The 18,946-nt window shown below is 67.1% G+C and carries 21 protein-coding genes; 15 read left to right on the plus strand and 6 right to left on the minus strand.

The genetic code is table 11. From position 1 onward, the window contains the following. Positions 1-222: 222 nt before the first annotated feature. From NMQ03_RS07560 to NMQ03_RS07595, 8 genes are all read left to right on the plus strand, one after another. Positions 223-573 (plus strand): LysM peptidoglycan-binding domain-containing protein, encoded by a 351-nt coding sequence (locus tag NMQ03_RS07560; RefSeq protein WP_159632320.1) that lies wholly within the window; start codon positions 223-225, stop codon positions 571-573. Positions 574-728: 155 nt separating this feature from the next. Further along, a complete protein-coding gene (locus NMQ03_RS07565) occupies positions 729-1,847 on the plus strand; it encodes a histidinol-phosphate transaminase (RefSeq protein WP_255175061.1) in 1,119 nt (372 codons plus the stop codon). A 61-nt stretch (positions 1,848-1,908) separates the two neighbouring features. After that, a complete protein-coding gene (gene hisB, locus NMQ03_RS07570) occupies positions 1,909-2,535 on the plus strand; it encodes an imidazoleglycerol-phosphate dehydratase HisB (RefSeq protein ID WP_255175062.1) in 627 nt (208 codons plus the stop codon). Next, positions 2,532-3,293 (plus strand): imidazole glycerol phosphate synthase subunit HisH, encoded by a 762-nt coding sequence (hisH, locus tag NMQ03_RS07575; RefSeq protein WP_255175063.1) that lies wholly within the window; start codon positions 2,532-2,534, stop codon positions 3,291-3,293. Before hisB ends, hisH begins: the two co-directional genes overlap by 4 nt. Continuing rightward, complete coding sequence (locus NMQ03_RS07580; protein WP_255175064.1) at positions 3,294-3,473, plus strand: hypothetical protein; 180 nt, start codon at positions 3,294-3,296, stop codon at positions 3,471-3,473. A 58-nt stretch (positions 3,474-3,531) separates the two neighbouring features. After that, positions 3,532-4,278 carry a bifunctional 1-(5-phosphoribosyl)-5-((5-phosphoribosylamino)methylideneamino)imidazole-4-carboxamide isomerase/phosphoribosylanthranilate isomerase PriA gene (gene priA / locus NMQ03_RS07585; protein WP_159632316.1) on the plus strand — a complete coding sequence of 249 codons (747 nt, stop codon included), beginning with the start codon at positions 3,532-3,534 and terminating at the stop codon, positions 4,276-4,278. Between the two features lie 21 nt (positions 4,279-4,299). Then, complete coding sequence (locus tag NMQ03_RS07590) at positions 4,300-5,184, plus strand: SseB family protein (protein ID WP_255175065.1); 885 nt, start codon at positions 4,300-4,302, stop codon at positions 5,182-5,184. Positions 5,185-5,241: 57 nt separating this feature from the next. Next, positions 5,242-6,540, plus strand: coding sequence for an MFS transporter (locus NMQ03_RS07595; RefSeq protein ID WP_255175066.1), 1,299 nt, complete (start codon positions 5,242-5,244; stop codon positions 6,538-6,540). 91 nt (positions 6,541-6,631) lie between these two features. Here NMQ03_RS07595 and NMQ03_RS07600 read toward each other — a convergent pair whose 3' ends face one another. Then, positions 6,632-7,018 (minus strand): DUF1844 domain-containing protein, encoded by a 387-nt coding sequence (locus tag NMQ03_RS07600; RefSeq protein ID WP_255175067.1) that lies wholly within the window; start codon positions 7,016-7,018, stop codon positions 6,632-6,634. A gap of 399 nt (positions 7,019-7,417) precedes the next feature. Between NMQ03_RS07600 and infC the strand changes: the two genes are divergently transcribed. The 4 genes from infC (at position 7,418) to NMQ03_RS07620 (ending at position 10,257) form a co-directional block, all read left to right on the plus strand. Next, entirely contained in the window at positions 7,418-8,440 is a 1,023-nt protein-coding gene (gene infC, locus NMQ03_RS07605) for a translation initiation factor IF-3 (protein ID WP_255175068.1), read from the plus strand. Between the two features lie 118 nt (positions 8,441-8,558). Further along, positions 8,559-8,753 (plus strand): 50S ribosomal protein L35, encoded by a 195-nt coding sequence (gene rpmI, locus NMQ03_RS07610; RefSeq protein WP_009358635.1) that lies wholly within the window; start codon positions 8,559-8,561, stop codon positions 8,751-8,753. A 118-nt stretch (positions 8,754-8,871) separates the two neighbouring features. Then, positions 8,872-9,261, plus strand: coding sequence for a 50S ribosomal protein L20 (rplT, locus tag NMQ03_RS07615; RefSeq protein WP_018763610.1), 390 nt, complete (start codon positions 8,872-8,874; stop codon positions 9,259-9,261). 69 nt (positions 9,262-9,330) lie between these two features. After that, the gene (locus NMQ03_RS07620) at positions 9,331-10,257 is read left to right on the plus strand and encodes an RNA methyltransferase (protein ID WP_255175069.1); all 927 of its coding nucleotides are present in this window, start codon (positions 9,331-9,333) and stop codon (positions 10,255-10,257) included. Between the two features lie 139 nt (positions 10,258-10,396). Here the strand turns inward: NMQ03_RS07620 and NMQ03_RS07625 are convergent, their stop codons facing one another. Continuing rightward, complete coding sequence (locus NMQ03_RS07625) at positions 10,397-10,672, minus strand: GlsB/YeaQ/YmgE family stress response membrane protein (protein WP_159632311.1); 276 nt, start codon at positions 10,670-10,672, stop codon at positions 10,397-10,399. A 167-nt stretch (positions 10,673-10,839) separates the two neighbouring features. After that, positions 10,840-12,048, minus strand: coding sequence for an MFS transporter (locus NMQ03_RS07630; RefSeq protein WP_255175070.1), 1,209 nt, complete (start codon positions 12,046-12,048; stop codon positions 10,840-10,842). Between the two features lie 178 nt (positions 12,049-12,226). Here NMQ03_RS07630 and NMQ03_RS07635 point away from each other — a divergent pair, with 178 nt between their 5' ends. Next, a complete protein-coding gene (locus NMQ03_RS07635; protein WP_303695084.1) occupies positions 12,227-12,682 on the plus strand; it encodes a (deoxy)nucleoside triphosphate pyrophosphohydrolase in 456 nt (151 codons plus the stop codon). A gap of 43 nt (positions 12,683-12,725) precedes the next feature. On the opposite strand, the gene NMQ03_RS07640 is transcribed toward NMQ03_RS07635, so the two are convergent. The 3 genes from NMQ03_RS07640 to NMQ03_RS07650 form a co-directional block, all read right to left on the minus strand. Then, complete coding sequence (locus tag NMQ03_RS07640; RefSeq protein ID WP_255175071.1) at positions 12,726-13,874, minus strand: Rv2578c family radical SAM protein; 1,149 nt, start codon at positions 13,872-13,874, stop codon at positions 12,726-12,728. A 106-nt stretch (positions 13,875-13,980) separates the two neighbouring features. Continuing rightward, positions 13,981-14,640 (minus strand): SIMPL domain-containing protein, encoded by a 660-nt coding sequence (locus NMQ03_RS07645; RefSeq protein WP_255175072.1) that lies wholly within the window; start codon positions 14,638-14,640, stop codon positions 13,981-13,983. After that, positions 14,637-15,089, minus strand: a complete 453-nt coding sequence (locus tag NMQ03_RS07650; RefSeq protein ID WP_255175073.1) for a hypothetical protein — start codon at positions 15,087-15,089, stop codon at positions 14,637-14,639. The genes NMQ03_RS07645 and NMQ03_RS07650 overlap by 4 nt, the downstream gene beginning before the upstream one ends. Positions 15,090-15,290: 201 nt before the next feature. Here NMQ03_RS07650 and pheS point away from each other — a divergent pair, with 201 nt between their 5' ends. Together pheS and pheT are read left to right on the plus strand one after the other, a co-directional pair. Then, a complete protein-coding gene (gene pheS, locus NMQ03_RS07655; protein ID WP_255175074.1) occupies positions 15,291-16,352 on the plus strand; it encodes a phenylalanine--tRNA ligase subunit alpha in 1,062 nt (353 codons plus the stop codon). Between the two features lie 2 nt (positions 16,353-16,354). Then, complete coding sequence (gene pheT / locus NMQ03_RS07660; RefSeq protein ID WP_255175075.1) at positions 16,355-18,898, plus strand: phenylalanine--tRNA ligase subunit beta; 2,544 nt, start codon at positions 16,355-16,357, stop codon at positions 18,896-18,898. The last annotated feature ends 48 nt before the right edge of the window (positions 18,899-18,946 follow it).

An 18,946-nucleotide genomic window follows, 5' to 3' on the forward strand; every position in this document is an offset into this window, starting at 1 on the left:
ACTAGGCCAGCCACATTGCTTTTTCAAACATTTGTTCTAGCGAGTCTCGACATTGTTCGTTGATAGGTGCTAAAACTTAACAAGCAAAGTTCGAACATGTGTTCTAACCAGCAGATGCGCCATTCGAATACGCGGCCGGGAGAAGTCCCGGCGCGATATGAACGGCAAGGCAGCAGCGGGCGGACACCCGGGCAGCACGGCAAGTCCAGGAGGGCTTAGTTCATGTCAGCTTTATCTCTTCACCAGGTTTCACCTTCGTCCGCGCCCCTGCGGCTGACCCGCCGGGGGAGGATCGTCCTGATCGGAGTTCCGCTCGTGCTCCTGGCTGTACTCCTGCTGTCGCTTTCGGGCCTCTTCCACTCCCCGGCCAAGGCGTCGGACTCGGCCGCCGACCTTGCGGTGACGCCCACCGTTACGGTGACCGTGCAGTCCGGCCAGTCGCTGTGGGCCATTGCGGGCGCCGTCGCTCCGGACCGGGACGCCCGGGACGTCGTGGCGGACATCGTCCAGCTTAACAACCTTGCCGCGGGTACCGTTCTTCCGGGCCAGCAGCTCTTCGTCCCCACCCACTGATTGTCCGGAGCCGCCGGATCTGCCGCCTCCGCCGGCTGCCAGGGCCCGCTGCCTGCGCTGCCGCCTCACGTGAAGCGGGCGGCCGCGGGACATGCCGAGGGCGAACAGGAACCGTCACATTTTCCGGTCGTTGCCGCGGCAACTAAACTGTTCAGGTGAACGACCAGCTAGAACGTCTGAACCGGCTTCCCCTCCGCAGCAACCTCCGCGGCCTGACCCCATACGGGGCGCCCCAACTGGACGTCCCCATCCTGCTGAACGTCAATGAAAACACCCATGGTGTTCCCGCGGACGTGCGCGCCGCCATCAGTGCCGCCGTGACGGAGGCCGCTGCGGGCCTGAACCGTTATCCGGACCGTGAGTTCACCGCGCTCCGGAAGGCCCTGGCCGAATACCTCGGGCATGGGCTCGATGAAACCAACCTGTGGGCCGCCAATGGTTCCAATGAAGTCCTCCAGCAGATCCTCCAGGCCTTTGGCGGTCCGGGCCGCACCGCACTCGGTTTCCCGCCCACGTACTCCATGTACCCCCTGCTGGCCAGCGGAACAGACACGCAGTACATCACCGGGGAACGCGCGGAGGGCTATGACCTCAGCGCGGAGTCGGCCGCCCGCCAGGTCAAGGAACTGCAGCCGAACATCGTGTTCCTCTGCTCGCCCAACAACCCCACCGGGACGGGACTTGGGCTGGACGTCGTGGAGGCCGTCTATGACGCCGGTGCCGACAGCCAGGCCATCGTCATCGTCGATGAGGCGTACCACGAGTTCGCGCACGACGGAACTCCCAGTGCCCTGAAGCTCCTGCCCGGCCGTGAGCGGCTCATCGTGTCCCGCACCATGAGCAAGGCGTTCGCCCTGGCGGGTGCCCGGCTCGGTTACATGGCCGCTGCACCCGAGGTCACCGATGCCCTGCGGCTGGTCCGCCTGCCGTACCACCTGTCCGCCATCACCCAGGCCACCGCCCTGGCAGCACTTGAGCACCGCGAAGCGCTCATGGCCGACGTCGAAGACATCAAGAAGCAGCGGGACCGCATCGTGGCCGAACTGACCAGGATGGGCCTCAAGCCCGCCGCGTCGGACTCCAACTACGTGTTCTTTGGCGCCCTGGAAAATCCGCACCAGGTCTGGCAGGAACTGCTGGACGCGGGCGTGCTCATCAGGGACGTGGGCATCCCCGGCCACCTCCGGGTCACCGCAGGCACTGAGGCGGAAACCACAGCCTTCCTCACGTCCCTGGAACGCATCCTTGCCGGCCACGCCGCGCTTCACGCCTAGACTTGATACTGCGGCGCTGGTCGCCTTGAACCACTCCTTCTCGCACTAAGGATCCTTCACCATGAGTCCAACCGGATCGAATACGGCTGCTGCCCGGACCGCCCGCATGGAGCGTGCCACCAGCGAGTCCTCCGTACTCGTGGAGATCAACCTCGACGGAACGGGCGTATCGGACATCGATACCTCGGTGCCGTTCTACGACCACATGCTGACCGCCCTGTGCAAGCACTCGCTGATCGACATGACGGTCAAGGCCACCGGAGATACCCACATCGACGTCCACCACACCGTGGAGGACGTCGCCATCACCTTCGGCGAGGTCCTGCGGACTGCCCTGGGCAACAAGGCAGGAATCCGACGGTTCGGTGAGGCCACCGTGCCGCTGGATGAGGCCCTTGCCAATGCTGTGGTGGACGTCTCCGGCCGCCCGTACCTGGTGCACGGGGGTGAGCCGTCGGGCCAGGAATACCACCTGATCGGCGGCCACTTCACAGGGTCCCTGACCCGTCACGTTTTCGAGGCCATCACCCTGCACGCCGGCATCTGCCTGCACATGAACGTGATCGCCGGCCGGGACCCGCACCACATCGTCGAGGCACAGTTCAAGGCCTTTGCCCGTGCCCTGCGCGCCGCCGTTGAACCGGATCCGCGGGTTGAAGGCATCCCGTCCACCAAGGGTGCGCTGTGAGCGGGCAGGTCCTGAAGGACGGGGCGGTCATCGACCCGTCGGTGTCGCGCAGGCTGCCGTCGCCGGAAGGCAAGCCCACGGTCACGGTGCTGGACTACGGGTCCGGGAACGTCCGGTCGGCCGTGCGCGCCCTGGAACGTGCCGGCGCGGAAGTGATCCTGAGCTCGAAGCCGGAAGATGTGCTGAACGCGGACGGCCTGGTGGTGCCAGGCGTCGGCGCGTTCGAGACCGTGATGCGCGAACTCAAGGCCGTGGACGGCATCCGGCTCATCGGCCGGCGCGTGGCGGGCGGCCGCCCGGTCCTTGGTATCTGCGTGGGCCTGCAGGTCCTGTTCGAGGCCGGGGTTGAACACGGTACCGAAGCCCAGGGCATCGGCGAATGGCCCGGCAAGGTGGAGGCCCTCCCCGCCGAAGTTGTTCCGCACATGGGCTGGAACACCGTCAAGGTCCCCGAAGGCTCGAAACTCTTTGCCGGCGTCGAAAACGAACGGTTCTACTTCGTGCACTCCTACGGCGTGCAGGAATGGAACTTCGACGTCATCCAGCCTCGGATGGCGCCGCCCCTGGTTACCTGGTCCGAGCACGGCGGACCGTTCATCGCCGCCGTTGAAAACGGCCCGCTCTGCGCCACCCAGTTCCACCCCGAAAAGTCCGGCGATGCCGGCGCGCGGCTCCTGCGCAACTGGGTCGAAGGCCTGCGCAAGCCGGCCGCCGCTGACTCTGGCGCCCCGGCGGCCGACGCCGGCAGTGACGCCTAGATGTGGCCCGTACTCCTGACGGGCCTCGCCGGCCTGCTGATTGGCGGCGGCATCTCGTTCCGGCAGCAGCGCAAGCCCCTCTGGACCCAGGTGGCCTTTTATGTCCTGGCCGCCATGTCGCTGGTCGCCGCCTACCTGCTCACGCTGCGGCTGATCCAGGGGCTCTGCGGCCCTGCCTGAACGCGCCGAATTCCACCCGCCTTTGCCCGAAACCGAAGAACCAACACCGAGGATGAGTATGACCACCGCACATGACCTGCCGGTACTTGAACTGCTGCCTGCCGTCGACGTCGTCAACGGCCAGGCCGTCCGGCTGGTCCAGGGCGAGGCGGGCAGCGAAACCAGCTACGGAACCCCCCTCGAAGCGGCGCTGAACTGGCAGCAGCAGGGTGCCGAGTGGGTTCACCTGGTGGACCTTGACGCAGCGTTTGGGCGCGGCTCCAACGCCGACCTGCTCCGCGAGGTGGTGGGCCGGCTGGACATCAAGGTGGAGCTCTCGGGCGGACTCCGCGATGACGAAACGCTGGAAGCAGCCCTCGATTTGGGCGTCGCACGCGTCAACCTCGGGACCGCAGCACTCGAAAACCCGGAGTGGACTGCCCGGGCCATCGAGCGCTTCGGCGACAAGATCGCCGTCGGCCTTGACGTCCGGGGGACCACCTTGGCCGGTCGTGGCTGGACGAAGGAGGGTGGAGACCTGTGGGACGTGCTGGGCCGCCTCGAAGAGGCCGGCTGCGCCCGCTACGTGGTGACCGATGTGACCAAGGACGGCACCCTGCAGGGCCCGAACGTTGAACTCCTGCGCCAGATGGTGGAGAAGACCGGCAAGCCCGTGGTGGCCTCCGGCGGCATCTCCAGCCTGGACGACCTCAAGGTCCTCCGCTCGTTGGTTCCCCTGGGCGTCGAAGGCGCCATTGTGGGCAAGGCCCTCTACGCCGGAGCCTTCACGCTGCCCGAGGCCCTCGACGTCGCCGGCCGCCGCTAGGCGCGGGGAAGCAGCCCCGCCATGCCCAGCTCCGAAGAACCGGTAAGCCCTCCCGCCCGCCACCTGCCCGGACACATCGCGGCGGCGCTTGCCGGCGCCGGTGGTGCCACGGATTCCGCGGGACAGCCATGGGCCGGCCGCAGCCTCGCCGGTGAGGACGCGAAGATCCATAACTTCGAGGACGACGACGGAACGGCCGACGCCGGCTACCTCGCCGCCATTGCCGCGCTCCGCGAGGGGCGGGGCGATGAGGCGGATGTCGTCGCGTCACTGGCCACGGTCCGGGTCTTCATTCCCATCGTGGCGCAGCTGGCTGAAGAGGCAGAAACAGAGCACGGGCTGCACGCCGACAAACAGGCGGACATGGCGCTGGTGACGCTGAAGGCTGCGGACGGACGGACTGCGCTGCCGGCCTTCACGTCGGCAGCCGCATTGTCCGCATGGCATCCCGAGGCCCGGCCGGTGGCCGTCTATGCCGCGCGGGCGGCGCTCTCGGCCGTCGCCGAAGGGGCAGAACTCCTGGTCCTGGATCCGGGTGCCGACGTGACGTTCGTGGTGCGCAGGCCCGGTGTCTGGGCCCTCGCCAAGCAGCATGGCTGGACCCCTTCCTACAGTGACCAGGAGCTGGCCGCCGAGATGGGCAACGTTGCCACCGGCTTCGCGGCTGTCCGCGGCATGGAGCTGCTGCCTGGCAGGGGAGTGGCCGCCAGGGCCGCCGACGGCTCTGTGGTTCCAGGCGGCGGTGCCGGGCCGGAGCTGCAAGTGGTGCTGTACCTTGAAGACGGCCTCGACGCTGCCGGTGTGCAGGGGCTCGTGGCCGGTCTGCAGTCGGAGTGGTCGCGGAATGTATTGTTTGGGGAGCGCGTCGACTCGCTGGAAATCAAACTGAGGCGCGCTCCCGATTAACCGCTGCAGGATGGGTGATCCCCGCCGGTACAGCGGAATACCCTGAAGGACCGCTTCGTGAATTTCGCTCTCTACCGGGAGTTGCTCGCCATCCGGCCGATCCGGCGGCTGCTGCTGGTGGGCATGGTTGCCCGCATCCCGCATTCAGCCGCAGGGGTCCTGCTGACCCTGCACATCGTCCTCACCCTGGGCCAGGGCTACGCCGCAGCCGGCGCTGCAGCGGCCGTCATGACCATCGGGATTGCCCTGGGGGCGCCGTGGCGGGGGAGGCGCGTGGATACCGTGGGGTTGCGGACCGCCCTCATCCCGTCGGTCATCTCAGAGACCGTGATCTGGTCCATCGTGCCCCATGTGTCGTACCAGTGGCTCCTGCCGCTGGTCTTCGTGGGCGGCCTGCTCACACTGCCCATCTTCAGCGTGGTGCGGCAATCCCTGGGTGTCCTGGCCGAGGGTGACCAGCGGCGCACGGCGTTCGCCCTGGATGCCATCACCACGGAATTCGTGTTCATGATCGGCCCGGCCGCCGGCGCCGTCGTAGCCACCAGCGGCCACACTATTGCAGGCCTGACAGTGGTGGGCGTGGCTACATCCCTCGCCGGGCTGTTCCTCATGTGGTTCAACCCGCCCACCCGCAGCCCGGACCAAACAGTCGAGTGCATGGAAGACGAACAGCACGCTGCGGAAGTCGCCGTCGTCTCCACGGCCCCGGCGCATGTCCAGGAAGCAGCCGCGGAGCTGGCCCCTGCCGGCGCGGCCACCAGCGCGGCACAAAGCGGCCTGCGGGGAAGACTGGCCGGCGGCTTCGCCTGGTTCACCGCCACGGTCGCGGCACTCTTCGCCGTTGCCGCCGGTGCGGGCATGGTCCTCAGTGGCACCGACGTCGGCATTGTCGCGGCCCTGGAAACCGGCGGCCACCAGAGCGAAATCGGGATCGTCTTTGTCTTCTGGTGCGCTGCCTCCGTGCTGGGCGGCCTGATATACGGCGCCATGCACCGGCCCATTCCACCTGTCATCCTGCTGCTGGGCATGGCCGCGCTGACCCTGCCCATGGCCTTCGCCCACGACACCTGGACGCTTGCCTTGGTCTCCGTCCTCCCCGGCCTGCTCTGCGCCCCCGTCCTGTCCGCGGCCTCCGAGAAGGTCGCGGACCTGGTATCGGAGGAACGGCGCGGGGAGGCCATGGGCTGGTACGGCTCAGCGCTGACCGCCGGCGTTGCGCTCGGTTCGCCCCTCGCCGGGGTCTTCATCGACATCATGGGTCCCTCCGGCGGCTTCGTGTCCGTCGGCGCCGCCGGCGTGCTGCTCTGCCTGGTGGGCCTGGCGCTCCAGCAGCGCCGCCGCCGCGCCGCCGCCTGAGCGGGCCCGTCCAGTGGGGAGTTAAAGCACGACGGCGGGACGACCTGTGAAGGCCGTCCCGCCGTCGGACGCTGCTTGGGGGAGCTGCTCCCTAGTTCACGGCTCCGGTGTACTTTTCACCCGGGCCCTTGCCCGGTGCGTCCGGAATCAGCGACTCTTCCCGGAAAGCCAGCTGCAGGGACCGCAGGCCGTCGCGCAAGGGCCCTGCGTGCTGGGAACCGATCTCCGGGGCCGCCGCGGTCACCAGGCTTACCAGTGCGGTGATCAGCTTCCGGGCCTCGTCGAGGTCCTTGAGTTCGGCTGCGTTGTCCTCTGCGGCCAGGCCAAGCTTTACCGCGGCCGCGCTCATCAGGTGCACGGCGGCCGTGGTGATGACCTCGATGGCGGGAACTTCGGAGATGTCGCGGATCTGTTGTGAAACGTCTGCGCCTGCTTCGCCGGGCTCGAAGACGTACGAATTACTGTCTGAGGTGCTCATACTGGTAAGCTTGACACAGACCGACTGGATGTCGTTATTTCAGGGATCGTCCCAAACGATCAGGTTCCCAACAGTGCTTCGCGGCGTTGACGGGAATTTTTTCTGTAGTATGGCTTCCAGTTTGCAAGCGGAGTTCTCTCCCACCCGCGTCAGCCGTTGTCCCGCCCGTTCCTTTGGAACCTGCAGGGGCGCAAGGTTGCCGGGTACCTGGTTGGGCATGGGCCGGCATTTGCCGTCATCGTGCGCGTGCAGTCCTTTACGGGTTGCCGGTCCAACCTCTTTGAGGCCTTCGATTGCTCCGGCAATTGGGGGCCTTCTTCATTTGCCGGACTCAACAACAAACACAGGAGCTTTAACATTAGCGAGCCAAGAATCAATGAGCGTATCCGCGTCCCCGAGGTGCGGCTGGTCGGACCTGCAGGTGAACAGGTAGGAATCGTCCGTATTGAGGATGCCCTGCGCCTGGCTGCCGAGTCCGACCTTGATCTCGTTGAAGTTGCACCTCAGGCGAAGCCTCCGGTGTGCAAGCTGATGGACTTCGGCAAGTACAAGTACGAGGCCGCGGTCAAGGCACGTGAGGCCCGGAAGAACCAGACGAACACGGTTCTGAAGGAAATCCGCTTCCGCCTGAAGATCGACACCCACGACTACGAGACCAAGCGCGGCCACGCCCTGCGCTTCCTCGGCGCCGGGGACAAGGTCAAGGCGATGATCCAGTTCCGTGGCCGTGAGCAGCAGCGTCCGGAGATGGGCATCCGCCTGCTCCAGCGCTTCGCCGACGACGTCGCCGAAGTCGGCGTGGTGGAGTCCAGCCCCCGCATCGACGGCCGCAACATGGTCATGGTGGTTGGCCCGCTGAAGAACAAGGCTGAGGCCAAGGCGGAAGCACGCCGGGCAACCCAGCGCGCCGAAGCGAAGGCACAGAACGAAGCCAAAGCCGAAGGACGCGTTGACACCTCCGGCAAGGACCAGACCCCCATGACCCAGTCACTGGCGGACCTCCTGCCGGAAGGCTTCACCGTTTCCACCGAACCGGAGGCAACGGCCGCGGACAGCACCCCGGCTGAAGCGCCTGCTGCCGCTCCTGAGCAGGAAGCCCCCAAGGCCCCCGCATCGAAGCAGGAAGCTCCGAAGCAGGAGGCCCCGAAGGCTGAAGCCGCCAAGGCTCCCGCTCCGAAGCAGGAAGCTCCGAAGCAGGAGGCCCCGAAGGCTGCCGCTCCCAAGGCTGCTGCACCGAAGGCGGCCGCTCCGGCGCCTAAGCCTGCAGCTGCCGCCAAGCCGGAAGCAGCCGCACCGGCGGCGCCGAAGCCGGCTGGTGTGCCTGCGCCGCCGAAGCCGGTGGCCAGGCCTGCTGCACCGAAGCCTGCTGCCCGCCCTGCCCCCAAGGCAGTGCCGAAGCCGGCCGGTAAGAAGACCAACTAGTTCACAGCTGCCGGGGCGTGTCCCCGGCAGTCAGCAACCAGCATGCTGCCCGCAGGGGTGGCTGCGCGATAGAACTGCCGGCCCCCGGGTCCGCAGAAACGTAAGGAGATCGGTTCCCATGCCGAAGATGAAGACCCACAGTGGTGCTAAGAAGCGCTTCAAGCTGACCGGCAGCGGCAAGCTGCGCCGCCAGCAGGCCAACCGCCGCCACTACCTGGAGCACAAGTCCAGCCGCCTGACCCGCCGCCTTGCCGGCGACAAGATCGTCTTCAAGGGCGACGCCAAGGTCATCCGGAAGATGCTCGGCATCTAGTTTCCAAGTTTATTGATGGACCGCTTACCGGTGGTCCGTCACCTGCCAAACAGCCTTCTCAGGCCGCCGGAACACCGGCAACAGATGCTTGGGATCAGATTTTCGAAGGAGTACGCACGTGGCACGTGTGAAGAGGGCGGTCAACGCCCACAAGAAGCGCCGGGTTGTTCTTGAACGGGCGAAGGGTTACCGCGGACAGCGTTCGCGCCTGTACCGCAAGGCCAAGGAACAGCTGCTGCACTCGTTTGTGTACAGCTACGGTGACCGCAAGAAGAAGAAGGGCGACTTCCGCCGCCTGTGGATCCAGCGCATCAACGCTGCGTCCCGCGCCAACGGCCTCACCTACAACCGCCTCATCCAGGGCCTGAAGGCCGCTGAGGTCGAGGTTGACCGCCGCATGCTGGCCGAGCTTGCCGTTTCTGACGCCAACGCCTTCGCCGCACTGGTCCAGGTGGCCAAGGACTCCCTGCCGGCAGACACCTCCGCCAAGAAGGTTGCCGCAGCCTAGCAGTCGCTGCCGCCCCTCGCCTGAGGGGCCAGTTCAGGAACTGGAAGCGTCAGCTACTACAGTTCTTGTATGAACGAAACCGGGCGCCCGCAAGATCTTCCACTGTCCAACCCCCGAGCCGATCGGGTCAGGGACGTGGCAAAGCTTGCAGGGCGCCCGGCCCGTTTAAAGCGCGGCCATTTCCTTGCCGAGGGGCCGCAGGCGGTCCGGGAAGCCCTCAAGCTCCACCAGCAGCGCCTCTCGGCGGGAGCGCCCGGAGTGGTTACCGAGGTATTCGCCAGCGAAAGCTGCCTGGACCGCTTCCCCGAATTCGAAGAGCTCGCCGAAGGCACCAACGCCCGGCTGGCCACCGATGAGGTCCTGGCGGCCATGGCGGACACCGTCAACCCTCAGGGAATCGTGGCCGTCTGCAGGTTCGTGGACGTCGCCTTGGCGGACGTGCTCGACGCCGGCCCGCGCCTGATTGCCGTGCTGTGCCAGGTCCGGGACCCGGGGAATGCAGGCACCGTGTTGCGTGCGGCCGATTCGGCCGGCGCCGACGCCGTCATTTTCACGGCGTCCAGCGTAGATATCTACAACCCCAAGGCGGTCCGCTCCACCGCGGGGTCGCTGTTCCATCTTCCGGTCGTCCTGGCTGCGGATCCTGCGGAACTGGCTGCCGCCTGCAAGGCCCGGGGCATCGGCGTCCTCGCTGCCGACGGTTACGGGCAGCTGGACCTGGATGTCCTGCAGGACGAGAACGCGCGCCGCAGGCTCACCGGTGAAGGCCCTGCATCCGCCTTTGACCTCGCTGCACCGACCGCCTGGTTCTTTGGGAATGAGGCCCAGGGGCTCTCGGCTGAGGAGCTTGAACTTGCGGACCACCGGGTTGCGGTTCCGGTCTACGGTGCGGCCGAAAGCCTCAACCTTGGAACGGCGGCCACTGTGTGCCTCTACGCCAGCGCCCGTTCCCAGCGCCGCCCCGATACTGCCGCCGGGCAGGTCCGCGCCGGGTAGGGGCGCACGACGGCGGTTGGCGGCCTGCGCCCAGCGGGATTCCCGGGCGCCCATGTTCACCTGCGGGGCAGCATGATTGCGGGCCACAAAGAAAGGCCCCGGAAATCCGGGGCCCGATGGTTGTTGCTGGACAGAGTTATCAGGGAGCGCGGCTGGCTTTTCCGCGTCCGGTGACGGCTCCGTAGATGCCGGCGACAACCAGGCCGCCGACGATAGCGAGAATCCAGGTGCCGAGGTCGAAGAAGGCAAGATCGCCCTTGTTGAACAGGAGGCTGCCAATCCAGCCGCCAACGATGGCTCCAACGACACCCAGGATGAGGCTGGTAACCCAGCCGCCGCCGACCCGTCCGGGCATAACGGCTTTAACGATGGCCCCGACAATCAGGCCCAGAATAATCCAAGCAAGAAAACCCATGTCTCCTCCTCATTGTGACCGGGATTAATAGTCCCGATGAGCCTCAAGCTAACATAAGCACCCCGCAAAGTCAGTAGCCCCAAAAAGGGCGTTGCCGCATCGTTAGGAGCCTCACGCGGCCGGGAGTTGGAGGGGCCGTGACGGCGGGGCACGCGGTGGTCGGCAGCCTAGCCCGCCAGCGGCCTCTTGCGTTCCAGCAAGCCGCTGAGGAGGGCGACGCCGAAACCGAGGACGGCCAGGACGGCGCCGACGAGTGCCGGGGCAACAAAGCCCCAGCCGAGGGCGATGACCACTCCACCGAGGAACGCGCCGAGTGCGTTGGCGACGTTGAGGGCGGCATGGTTGAGGGAAGATGCCAGCGACGGTGCATCCGGCGAGGCGTCGAGGAGGCGGGTCTGCAGGGCGGGGATCAGCATGGAACCGGAAGCTCCCACCACGAACACCATCACCATGGCGCTCCACTGCCAGTGGGCTGCCACCGCGTAAACCACCAGGGCAACGGCAATAGCCGGGAGGACGCGGTAGAGGGTGCCCATCACCGATTTATCGGCCAGCCTGCCCCCGACAATGTTTCCGGCCACCATGCCCAGCCCGTAGAGCGCCACCACCAGGGGGAGCAGCCCCGACGGGATGCCGGCCACAGCCGTCATGGTGTGCGCGATGTAGGTGTAGGTGGCGAAGAAGCCGCCGAAGCCCACGATGCCCACCAGGAGGGCCAGCCAGACCTGGAGCCGCTTGAGGGCGCCAAGTTCGCGACGGATGCTGGCATCGGGGTGGGCGTGCTGGAACGGGACGAATTTCCACACCATGGCCAGGGCCAGCAGGCCGATGGCGCCCACCAGCACAAACAGCAGGCGCCACCCGAAGGTTTGGCCCAGCCACGTGGCGAACGGGACGCCCACCACGTTGGAGACACTGAGCCCGGCCATGACCATGGAGATGGCCCAGCCCCGCCGGGTGGGGGGAACCAGGGATGCAGCGATGACGGCTGCAACTCCGAAGAACGCCCCGTGGGGCAGCCCGGCGGCAAAGCGGGAAACGAGCATCGACCCGTAGTCAGGGGCCATGAACGAGGTCAGGTTGGCCACGGTGAAGAACAGCAGGAGGCCCAGTGCCAGTTTCTTGCGGGGCAGCCTGGCGCCAACGGCGGCAAAGAGCGGAGCACCTACCACTACTCCCAGCGCGTAGGCGGAGATCAGGTGCCCGGCCTCTGGAGTACTGATCCCCAGGCCCTGTTCCACTTCCTTGAGCAGGCCCATCATGGTGAACTCGGTGACGCCGATGGCCACCCCGCCCATGGCCAGGGCAAAGATGGCCATGCCGACGTTGGGGGTCTTGGTGCGGGCTGCCGTGGACGGGGAAATAACGCTGCTCATATGCCTGCTTCTCGTCAAGTGTGGATCTGGAACGGGGACGGATGCCACGGCAGTGGGGCGGGACGGTCCGGACAGTCTGGCAAACCCCTGGCAGGCAGGAGCTATTCCCGGCGCTTCGGCCGGACGAAGGCAAACTGACGTTCCTGGACCTTCCCATTGTGGCCCATAGAATGGGCCGGTGACTGGACTGATTCAGGTAGTGGGCGGAGCCGTGGTGGACTCGCTGGCCAATCCAACGGCACTGCTGGTGGCGAGGCGGAGCGCTCCGGAGCACCTCGCCGGGCTGTGGGAGTTCCCCGGAGGCAAGGTGGAACACGGCGAGGCTGCCGAAGCGGCGCTGGTACGGGAGCTGGCCGAGGAGTTGGGAATCGGAGTGCGGTTGGGAGCAGAACTGCCGGCGGAAACACCGGCCGTCTGGCCCCTCAACGACCGGGCCAGCATGAGGGTGTGGTTCGCCGAAGTGACCCGTGGCGAACCTGCACCCCTGGAAGACCATGACGAACTGCGCTGGATCCGGCTGCAGGACAGCGAAGCAGTCCTTGGGCTGCCGTGGATTCCGGCCGATTACCCGATTGTCCGTGCCCTCCTGGAGTCAGTGGCGGCACTGGTGCCCGGGTCCCCGGCGCAGGGTTAGACCCGGAGAGAACCACCCAGCGGACGCTTAGACCTGCGAACGGTTAGAAGAGCGATTCCTGCACCGCGGGGCGGGATGCCGAAGAGGACGCTGCCGGGGAGTCGGCTGGGGATGTTCCGGTAACCGCGGTGGGAATGATCCCCGCCGGGTACTCCGCTTCCTCGGCGCGTGGATCATCCACGTCCCGGTTGTCGAGGTCCCTGTTGTTGAGGTCCCGGTGGCTGAAACCGGAGGAATGCGAAAAGCCGTGGCGTGCCTTGAAATAGCGGACCTTGCCCGCAAGCCACGTCCGGTATTCCTTGGACGCGTAGGAGCCGGTCCCGTAGAGCCGCCGGTAGCGGCCGGCCAGTTCGGGATGGTTGGCGGCGATCCACTTCATGAACCATTCCCTGGTGCCCGGCTTCAGGTACAGCGCGCCCGCACTGACTCCGGTCGCGCCGGCAGCCGCCAGGGAACCGAACAGCGCATCCAGGGCTTCGTCGCTGTCGGAGAGCCACGGCAGGATGGGCATCGCCATGACGCCGCAGGGCAGCCCGGCCTCGCGCAGCCGGGACACCAGTTTGAGCCGGGCCCTGGGACCCGGGGTGCCGGGCTCGATGGCCTCGGATAGGGCTTCGTCGGTCATGGCCAGGGAAATCCCAAGCCCTACCGGCACCTGTGCGGCAGCACTCTTGAGCAGCGGGATGTCCCGTGCCAGCAGGGTCCCTTTGGTGAGGATGGACAGGGGAGTGCCGGACTCCGCCAGGGCATTGATGATGCCAGGCATGAGCCGGTACCTGCCCTCGGCCCGCTGGTAGGGGTCGGTGTTGGTGCCCAGCGCCACCTGCTGGCGCGTCCATGAGGCCTTGTTCAGTTCCTTCCGGAGGACTTCCGCGGCGTTGACCTTCACCACCACCTGGCTGTCGAAGTCCATGCCGGCGTCGAAGTCCAGGTAGGTGTGGCTCTTGCGGGCAAAGCAGTAGACGCAGGCGTGGCTGCAGCCGCGGTAGGGATTCACTGTCCACTCGAAAGGCATCTTCGATCCCGCCGGGACCCTGTTGAGCACCGATTTTGCGGTGACCTCGTGAAACGTGATCCCGGCGAACTCGGGGGTGGTGACGGAGCGGACCAGCCCGGCCAGCGGAAGCAGCGCGGGGCCGGGTCCTCCTGCGTTGTCCGGCGTGGGCACCAGTGCTTGCGCTTCCCATCTCATGGGACCATTCGAAAACATGTTCGAATTTAAGTCAAGGCGCCACACAGTCCAATCCAGTCGAAACAGTGCCTCGACGCGGCGGGCACCGCTGCAGGCACCGAAGGGGCTAGGGCCGCAGTTCCCATGTGACGGTGACCGCTGCCTCCACCCGGTTCAGGCCCGGTTCAACTTGTGGACCTTCCGTGGCGGATGCACGCTGCAGCCCGGCAAGCGGCACCGGTCCCGGCGCCGGGCGCTGGTCGGTGACGGACAGGACACTTCCCAGGCCGGCCGAGGCCAATGCCGCATACTGCGCAGCGGAACTGAGCGCGTCCTGCCATGCCGCGTCACGGGCCTGTGCCCGGACCACTGAGTCGTCCGAAAGGACCAGCTGCAGGCTGTTGAGGCGGACATTGTCCCCGTCAGTGTGGACGGCTGCGGAAACGGTGCCGGCCGCGCTGCCGAGGTCCCGCAGCCTGACCGCGAGGCTGCTGGAGGCGATGTAGCCCACAAGCCGCTGGCCCTCACCGTCCCGCCAAGCGAGGTCGGCGCGGACGGCCAGCCCGGCCGAGCGGATATCGTCCGGGGCAACGCCCCGGCTGCGGAGGACCGAGCCAACTGCCGCCAGGTCCTTGCCCGCGGCCGCGTAGGCTTCCCCTACCGATTCGGCGCGGCACTCCACGCCTATGGAGACAAGCATCAGGTCCGGCGCCGCTTCTGCCCATCCAGTCCCCGTGGCGGTGATGGTCCCAGGATCCCGGCGGCCCTGCTGGTCCTGGCCCGTCACGGCTGCCTCGCCGCCCGGAGTGGGTAGCCGCCGGCGGCAAGGCCTGCCCGCCGCTCGAAGATGTTCGCTGTCCCCGGATTGCCGCTGCGCAGCACGGACCAGCCGGCCGCTGCCAGGTACAAGGGGATGAAGGGCAGCCCCAGGCACCACGCGTACTGGCTGCAATGCCGTTCCTCGTGTCCCAGGAGCGCAGGCCGGGACAGCAGGTCCGCAGCCGTGCTGCGGCACAGCACCACGTTGCCCAGGGTGTAGGCGCCCGCGAAAGGCAGCCGCCAGCGGTAGCCGGCCGCAATGATCAGCCCGCGCGGCCCCCGGCTGATCCGGGTCCGGGCGGCCAAGGCGACGGCGAGCCCGGCCAGGGTGCTCCCGTTGAGGAGGTTTGCTGCCCGCCTGAGCCGCTGGGCCGTCGTCGGGCCATTCACCGAACCCGCGTGCTGCCGCAAAGTCATGAGGCCATGGTAACCGGAGGGTTCTACTAGACTGGAGGGCAGTGGCCGCCGGTCCTGCCGGCGAGCCCTGACCTGGTCATTGAATGACACTGACGTTCAGCGCATTCATCCATGACCTGCCAGCGACGGAGGCACCGGGCGGGAAACCGCGCAGGGCTGCCCCGGCCGCAGGCAGCCACGACTCGTAGCTAAGAACAGTAGATGACTGAAACTTTGCCGGGCGCCGCCATCCCGAACCCCACGGATGAGGCCGCCATCAACGCCGCTGTAGACCAGGCCATCACCGCCATCGCCGGTGCGGCCACCCTTGACGAGCTGAAGGCGGTGCGGCTCGCCCACAGCGGCGAGAAATCCCCGCTCAGCTTGGCCAACCGGGAAATCGGCCGCCTGCCCAAGGACCAGAAGGCGCTCGCCGGAAAGCTGATGGGTGCTTCCCGCGGCCGGGTCAACAAGGCGCTCGCCGAGCGGACCGCGGTGCTCGAAGCCGAGAATGACGCCCGGATCCTGGTGGAGGAGACCGTGGACGTCACCGCTGCCCCCCGCCGCCGCCGCGCCGGTGCGCGCCACCCGCTGTCCACCCTGCAGGACCGCGTGGCGGACATCTTCGTGGGAATGGGCTGGGAGATCGCGGAGGGCCCCGAGGTGGAATCCGAGTGGTTCAACTTCGATGCCCTGAACTTCAAGCCGGACCACCCTGCCCGCGAAATGCAGGACACGTTCTTCGTGGAGCCGCCCGAAGCGCATCTGCTGATGCGCACCCACACTTCCCCGGTGCAGGTCCGTTCCATGCTGGAGCGCGAGGTGCCCATTTACGTGCTGTGCCCCGGCAAGGTGTTCCGCACTGATGAGCTGGACGCCACCCACACCCCGGTGTTCCACCAGTTCGAAGGCCTGGCCATCGACAAGGGTCTGTCCATGGCGGACTTGCGCGGCACCCTGGAGCACTTCGCCCGGCAGATGTTCGGCGACGAAGCCCAGATCCGGCTGCGCCCCAACTACTTCCCGTTCACCGAGCCCTCCGCCGAGCTGGACATCTTCCACCCCGGCGCCAAGGGCGGCCCGGCCTGGATCGAGTGGGGCGGCTGCGGCATGGTCAACCCCAATGTCCTGCGCGCTGCGGGCATCGACCCGGACGTCTATTCAGGTTTTGCCTTCGGCATGGGCATCGAGCGCACCCTCATGTTCCGCAACGAGGTTGCCGACATGCGCGACATGATCGAAGGCGATGTACGGTTCAGCGAGCACTTCGGGATGGAGATCTAACAGTGCGTATCCCACTTTCCTGGCTGCGGGAATTCGCAGCAGTACCGGCCGGAGCAACGGCCGAAGACGTTATGGAAGAACTGGTCAAGGTCGGCTTTGAAGAAGAAGCCGTCCACCGTCCCACGGACACCCTCCAGGGCCCCGTGGTGGTGGGCCAGGTCCTGAGCCTGGTCAAGGAACCGCAGACCAACGGCAAGACCATCAACTGGTGCCAGGTCCGCGTTGTCCCCGAAGGCAAGGAACAGACCCTCACCGGAGACGGAATCGACCCGTCCGGCGTCCAGGGCATCATCTGCGGAGCGCACAACTTCGTTGAGGGCGACAAAGTGGTGGTCACGCTTCCGGGCGCCGTGCTGCCCGGCGACTTCCGCATCTCCGCCCGCAAGACGTATGGCCACCTTTCCGCCGGCATGATCGCCTCGGTCCGCGAACTGGGCATCGGCGAGGACCATGACGGCATCCTGGTGCTGTCCCGCATCGGGCTGGACCCCGAGGTGGGCACCGACGCCATGGAGCTCCTGGGCCTGTACGACCAGGCTGCCGAAATCAACGTCACCCCGGACCGCGGCTACGCCTTCTCCATCCGCGGCGTGGCCCGCGAATACGCGCACGCCACCGGGACCGCCTTCACGGATCCCGCATCCAGGGTCCAGGCACCGGCCGAACTTTCCGGCGGCTACGGCGTCAAGCTCAACGACGACGCGCCCATCTACGGCAAGGCCGGCTGCGACCGGTTCGTGGCCCGCACCGTCAGGGGCGTGGACGCCACCCGGCCCACCCCGCCATGGATGGTCTCCCGGCTCCGGCTCGCCGGCATCCGCTCCATCTCGCTGCCGGTGGACATCTCCAACTACGTCATGCTCGAACTGGGCCAGCCCACGCACTGCTATGACCTGGACAAGCTCTCCGGCGACATCGTGGTGCGCCGCGCCTCCGCAGGGGAGAAGATCACCACCCTGGACGGCAAGGAACGCACCCTTGACGCCGAGGACCTGCTCATCACGGACGACTCCGGCGCCATCGGCATCGCAGGTGTCATGGGCGGTGCCGCCACCGAGGTGAGCGACTCGACGTCGAACATCCTGGTTGAGGCGGCGCACTTTGACGACGTGTCCATCGGCCGCTCCCGGCGCAGGCACAAACTGCCGTCCGAGGCGTCCAAGCGCTTCGAGCGGGGCGTGGACTGGCAGGTGGCAGGCGTCGCCGCCCAGCGCGTGGTTGACCTCCTGGTGGAACTGGTAAGCGGCACCGCTGACGAAGCGGGAACCGACGTCGGGACTGCCCCGGACACCGTCACCATCGACTTGCCGGCGGGCTTCGCCGCCGCACGGATCGGCATCGACTTCACCGGGCAGCAGATCGTCACCTCGCTTGAGGACCTCGGGGCCGTGGTGGTAAAGCACGACGCCGGGTGGACGGTTACGCCGCCGAGCTGGCGGAGCGACCTGGAGACCAAGGAAGACCTGACCGAGGAAATCGCCCGCCTGGTGGGCTACGACAAGATCCCCGCCACCCTGCCGGTCGCCCCTCCGGGCCGTGGACTGACGCGCGTCCAGCAGCAGCGCCGCCGCCTGATCCAGGCCCTGGCGGACGCCGGACTCACCGAGGTCCTCTCCTACCCCTTCGTGTCCAAGGCGGCCAACGACACCTTCGGCGTGGCTGATGAAGGAGGGGCGCGGACCGCCCTCAAGCTGGCCAACCCGATCAGCGAGGAGCACGGCTACCTGCGCACGTCCATCCTGCCCGGCCTGATCGAGGTGGCCAAGCGCAACCACTCCCGTGGCTTCCGGGACCTGGCCCTGTTCGAATCCGGCCTGGTGTTCCTGCCCGGGGGGACAGTGGGCACAGCCTCCATCCCGCCGCTGGGCGCCAAGCCTGCCGACGAGGTCCTTGACGCACTGTACGACGGCGTCCCCAACCAGCCATTCCACATCGCGGCAGTCTTCACCGGCCACGATTCCCCGGCCGCCGCGTCCCACACGCCCCGTGCGTGGGACTGGGCCGACGCACTGGACGTGGCCCGGCTTGCCGGCGACGTGCTGGGCGTTGACCTGGTGGTCAGCCAGGGCAGCCACCAGGCGTTCCACCCCGGCCGCACCGCCCGGCTGGCGCTGCGCACGGGGGAGACCGTTGGCTACGCCGGCGAACTGCACCCCAAGCTGCTGGCCGCCTCGGACATGCCCGCCCGTTCGGTGGCACTGGAACTTGACGCCGATGCCCTGTTCGAAGCCGCACCGGACGTGATTGTGGCCCGCCACATTTCCACGTTCCCGGTGGCCACCCAGGACGTGGCGCTCGTGGTCCCCGCCGACGTGCCGGCAGACGAGGTCCTTGCCGCCCTGCGTGAAGGCGCCGGAGAACTGCTGGAAGACGTGGCCCTGTTCGACGTTTACGCCGGCAAAGGCATCGAAGAAGGCAAGAAGTCGCTGGCCTTCGGGCTCCGGTTCCGGGCCGCCGACCGCACCCTGACCGCTGACGAGGCCTCGGCGGCGCGTGAAGCCGCAGTCGCGCTGGCCGCCGAACGCTTCGGAGCTGTCCAGCGCTAGCTGGGCGCTTCCGGAAGCCAAAAGTCCCCGCAACCTGCAATGGTTGCG

It is taken from the genome of Arthrobacter sp. DNA4 (genome assembly GCF_024362385.1).
In the GTDB taxonomy this organism is placed as follows: domain Bacteria; phylum Actinomycetota; class Actinomycetes; order Actinomycetales; family Micrococcaceae; genus Arthrobacter.

Bases quoted from the DNA above. Each gene is read 5' to 3' on its own strand.
- NMQ03_RS07560 (WP_159632320.1), top strand. From the start codon at position 223: ATGTCAGCTTTATCTCTTCACCAGGTTTCACCTTCGTCCGCGCCCCTG.
- hisB (WP_255175062.1), top strand. From the start codon at position 1,909: ATGAGTCCAACCGGATCGAATACGGCTGCTGCCCGGACCGCCCGCATG.
- NMQ03_RS07580 (WP_255175064.1), top strand. From the start codon at position 3,294: ATGTGGCCCGTACTCCTGACGGGCCTCGCCGGCCTGCTGATTGGCGGC.
- priA (WP_159632316.1), top strand. From the start codon at position 3,532: ATGACCACCGCACATGACCTGCCGGTACTTGAACTGCTGCCTGCCGTC.
- NMQ03_RS07590 (WP_255175065.1), top strand. From the start codon at position 4,300: ATGCCCAGCTCCGAAGAACCGGTAAGCCCTCCCGCCCGCCACCTGCCC.
- NMQ03_RS07600 (WP_255175067.1), bottom strand. From the start codon at position 7,018: ATGAGCACCTCAGACAGTAATTCGTACGTCTTCGAGCCCGGCGAAGCA.
- rpmI (WP_009358635.1), top strand. From the start codon at position 8,559: ATGCCGAAGATGAAGACCCACAGTGGTGCTAAGAAGCGCTTCAAGCTG.
- NMQ03_RS07620 (WP_255175069.1), top strand. From the start codon at position 9,331: ATGAACGAAACCGGGCGCCCGCAAGATCTTCCACTGTCCAACCCCCGA.
- NMQ03_RS07625 (WP_159632311.1), bottom strand. From the start codon at position 10,672: ATGGGTTTTCTTGCTTGGATTATTCTGGGCCTGATTGTCGGGGCCATC.
- NMQ03_RS07630 (WP_255175070.1), bottom strand. From the start codon at position 12,048: ATGAGCAGCGTTATTTCCCCGTCCACGGCAGCCCGCACCAAGACCCCC.
- NMQ03_RS07640 (WP_255175071.1), bottom strand. From the start codon at position 13,874: ATGAGATGGGAAGCGCAAGCACTGGTGCCCACGCCGGACAACGCAGGA.
- NMQ03_RS07650 (WP_255175073.1), bottom strand. From the start codon at position 15,089: ATGACTTTGCGGCAGCACGCGGGTTCGGTGAATGGCCCGACGACGGCC.
- pheS (WP_255175074.1), top strand. From the start codon at position 15,291: ATGACTGAAACTTTGCCGGGCGCCGCCATCCCGAACCCCACGGATGAG.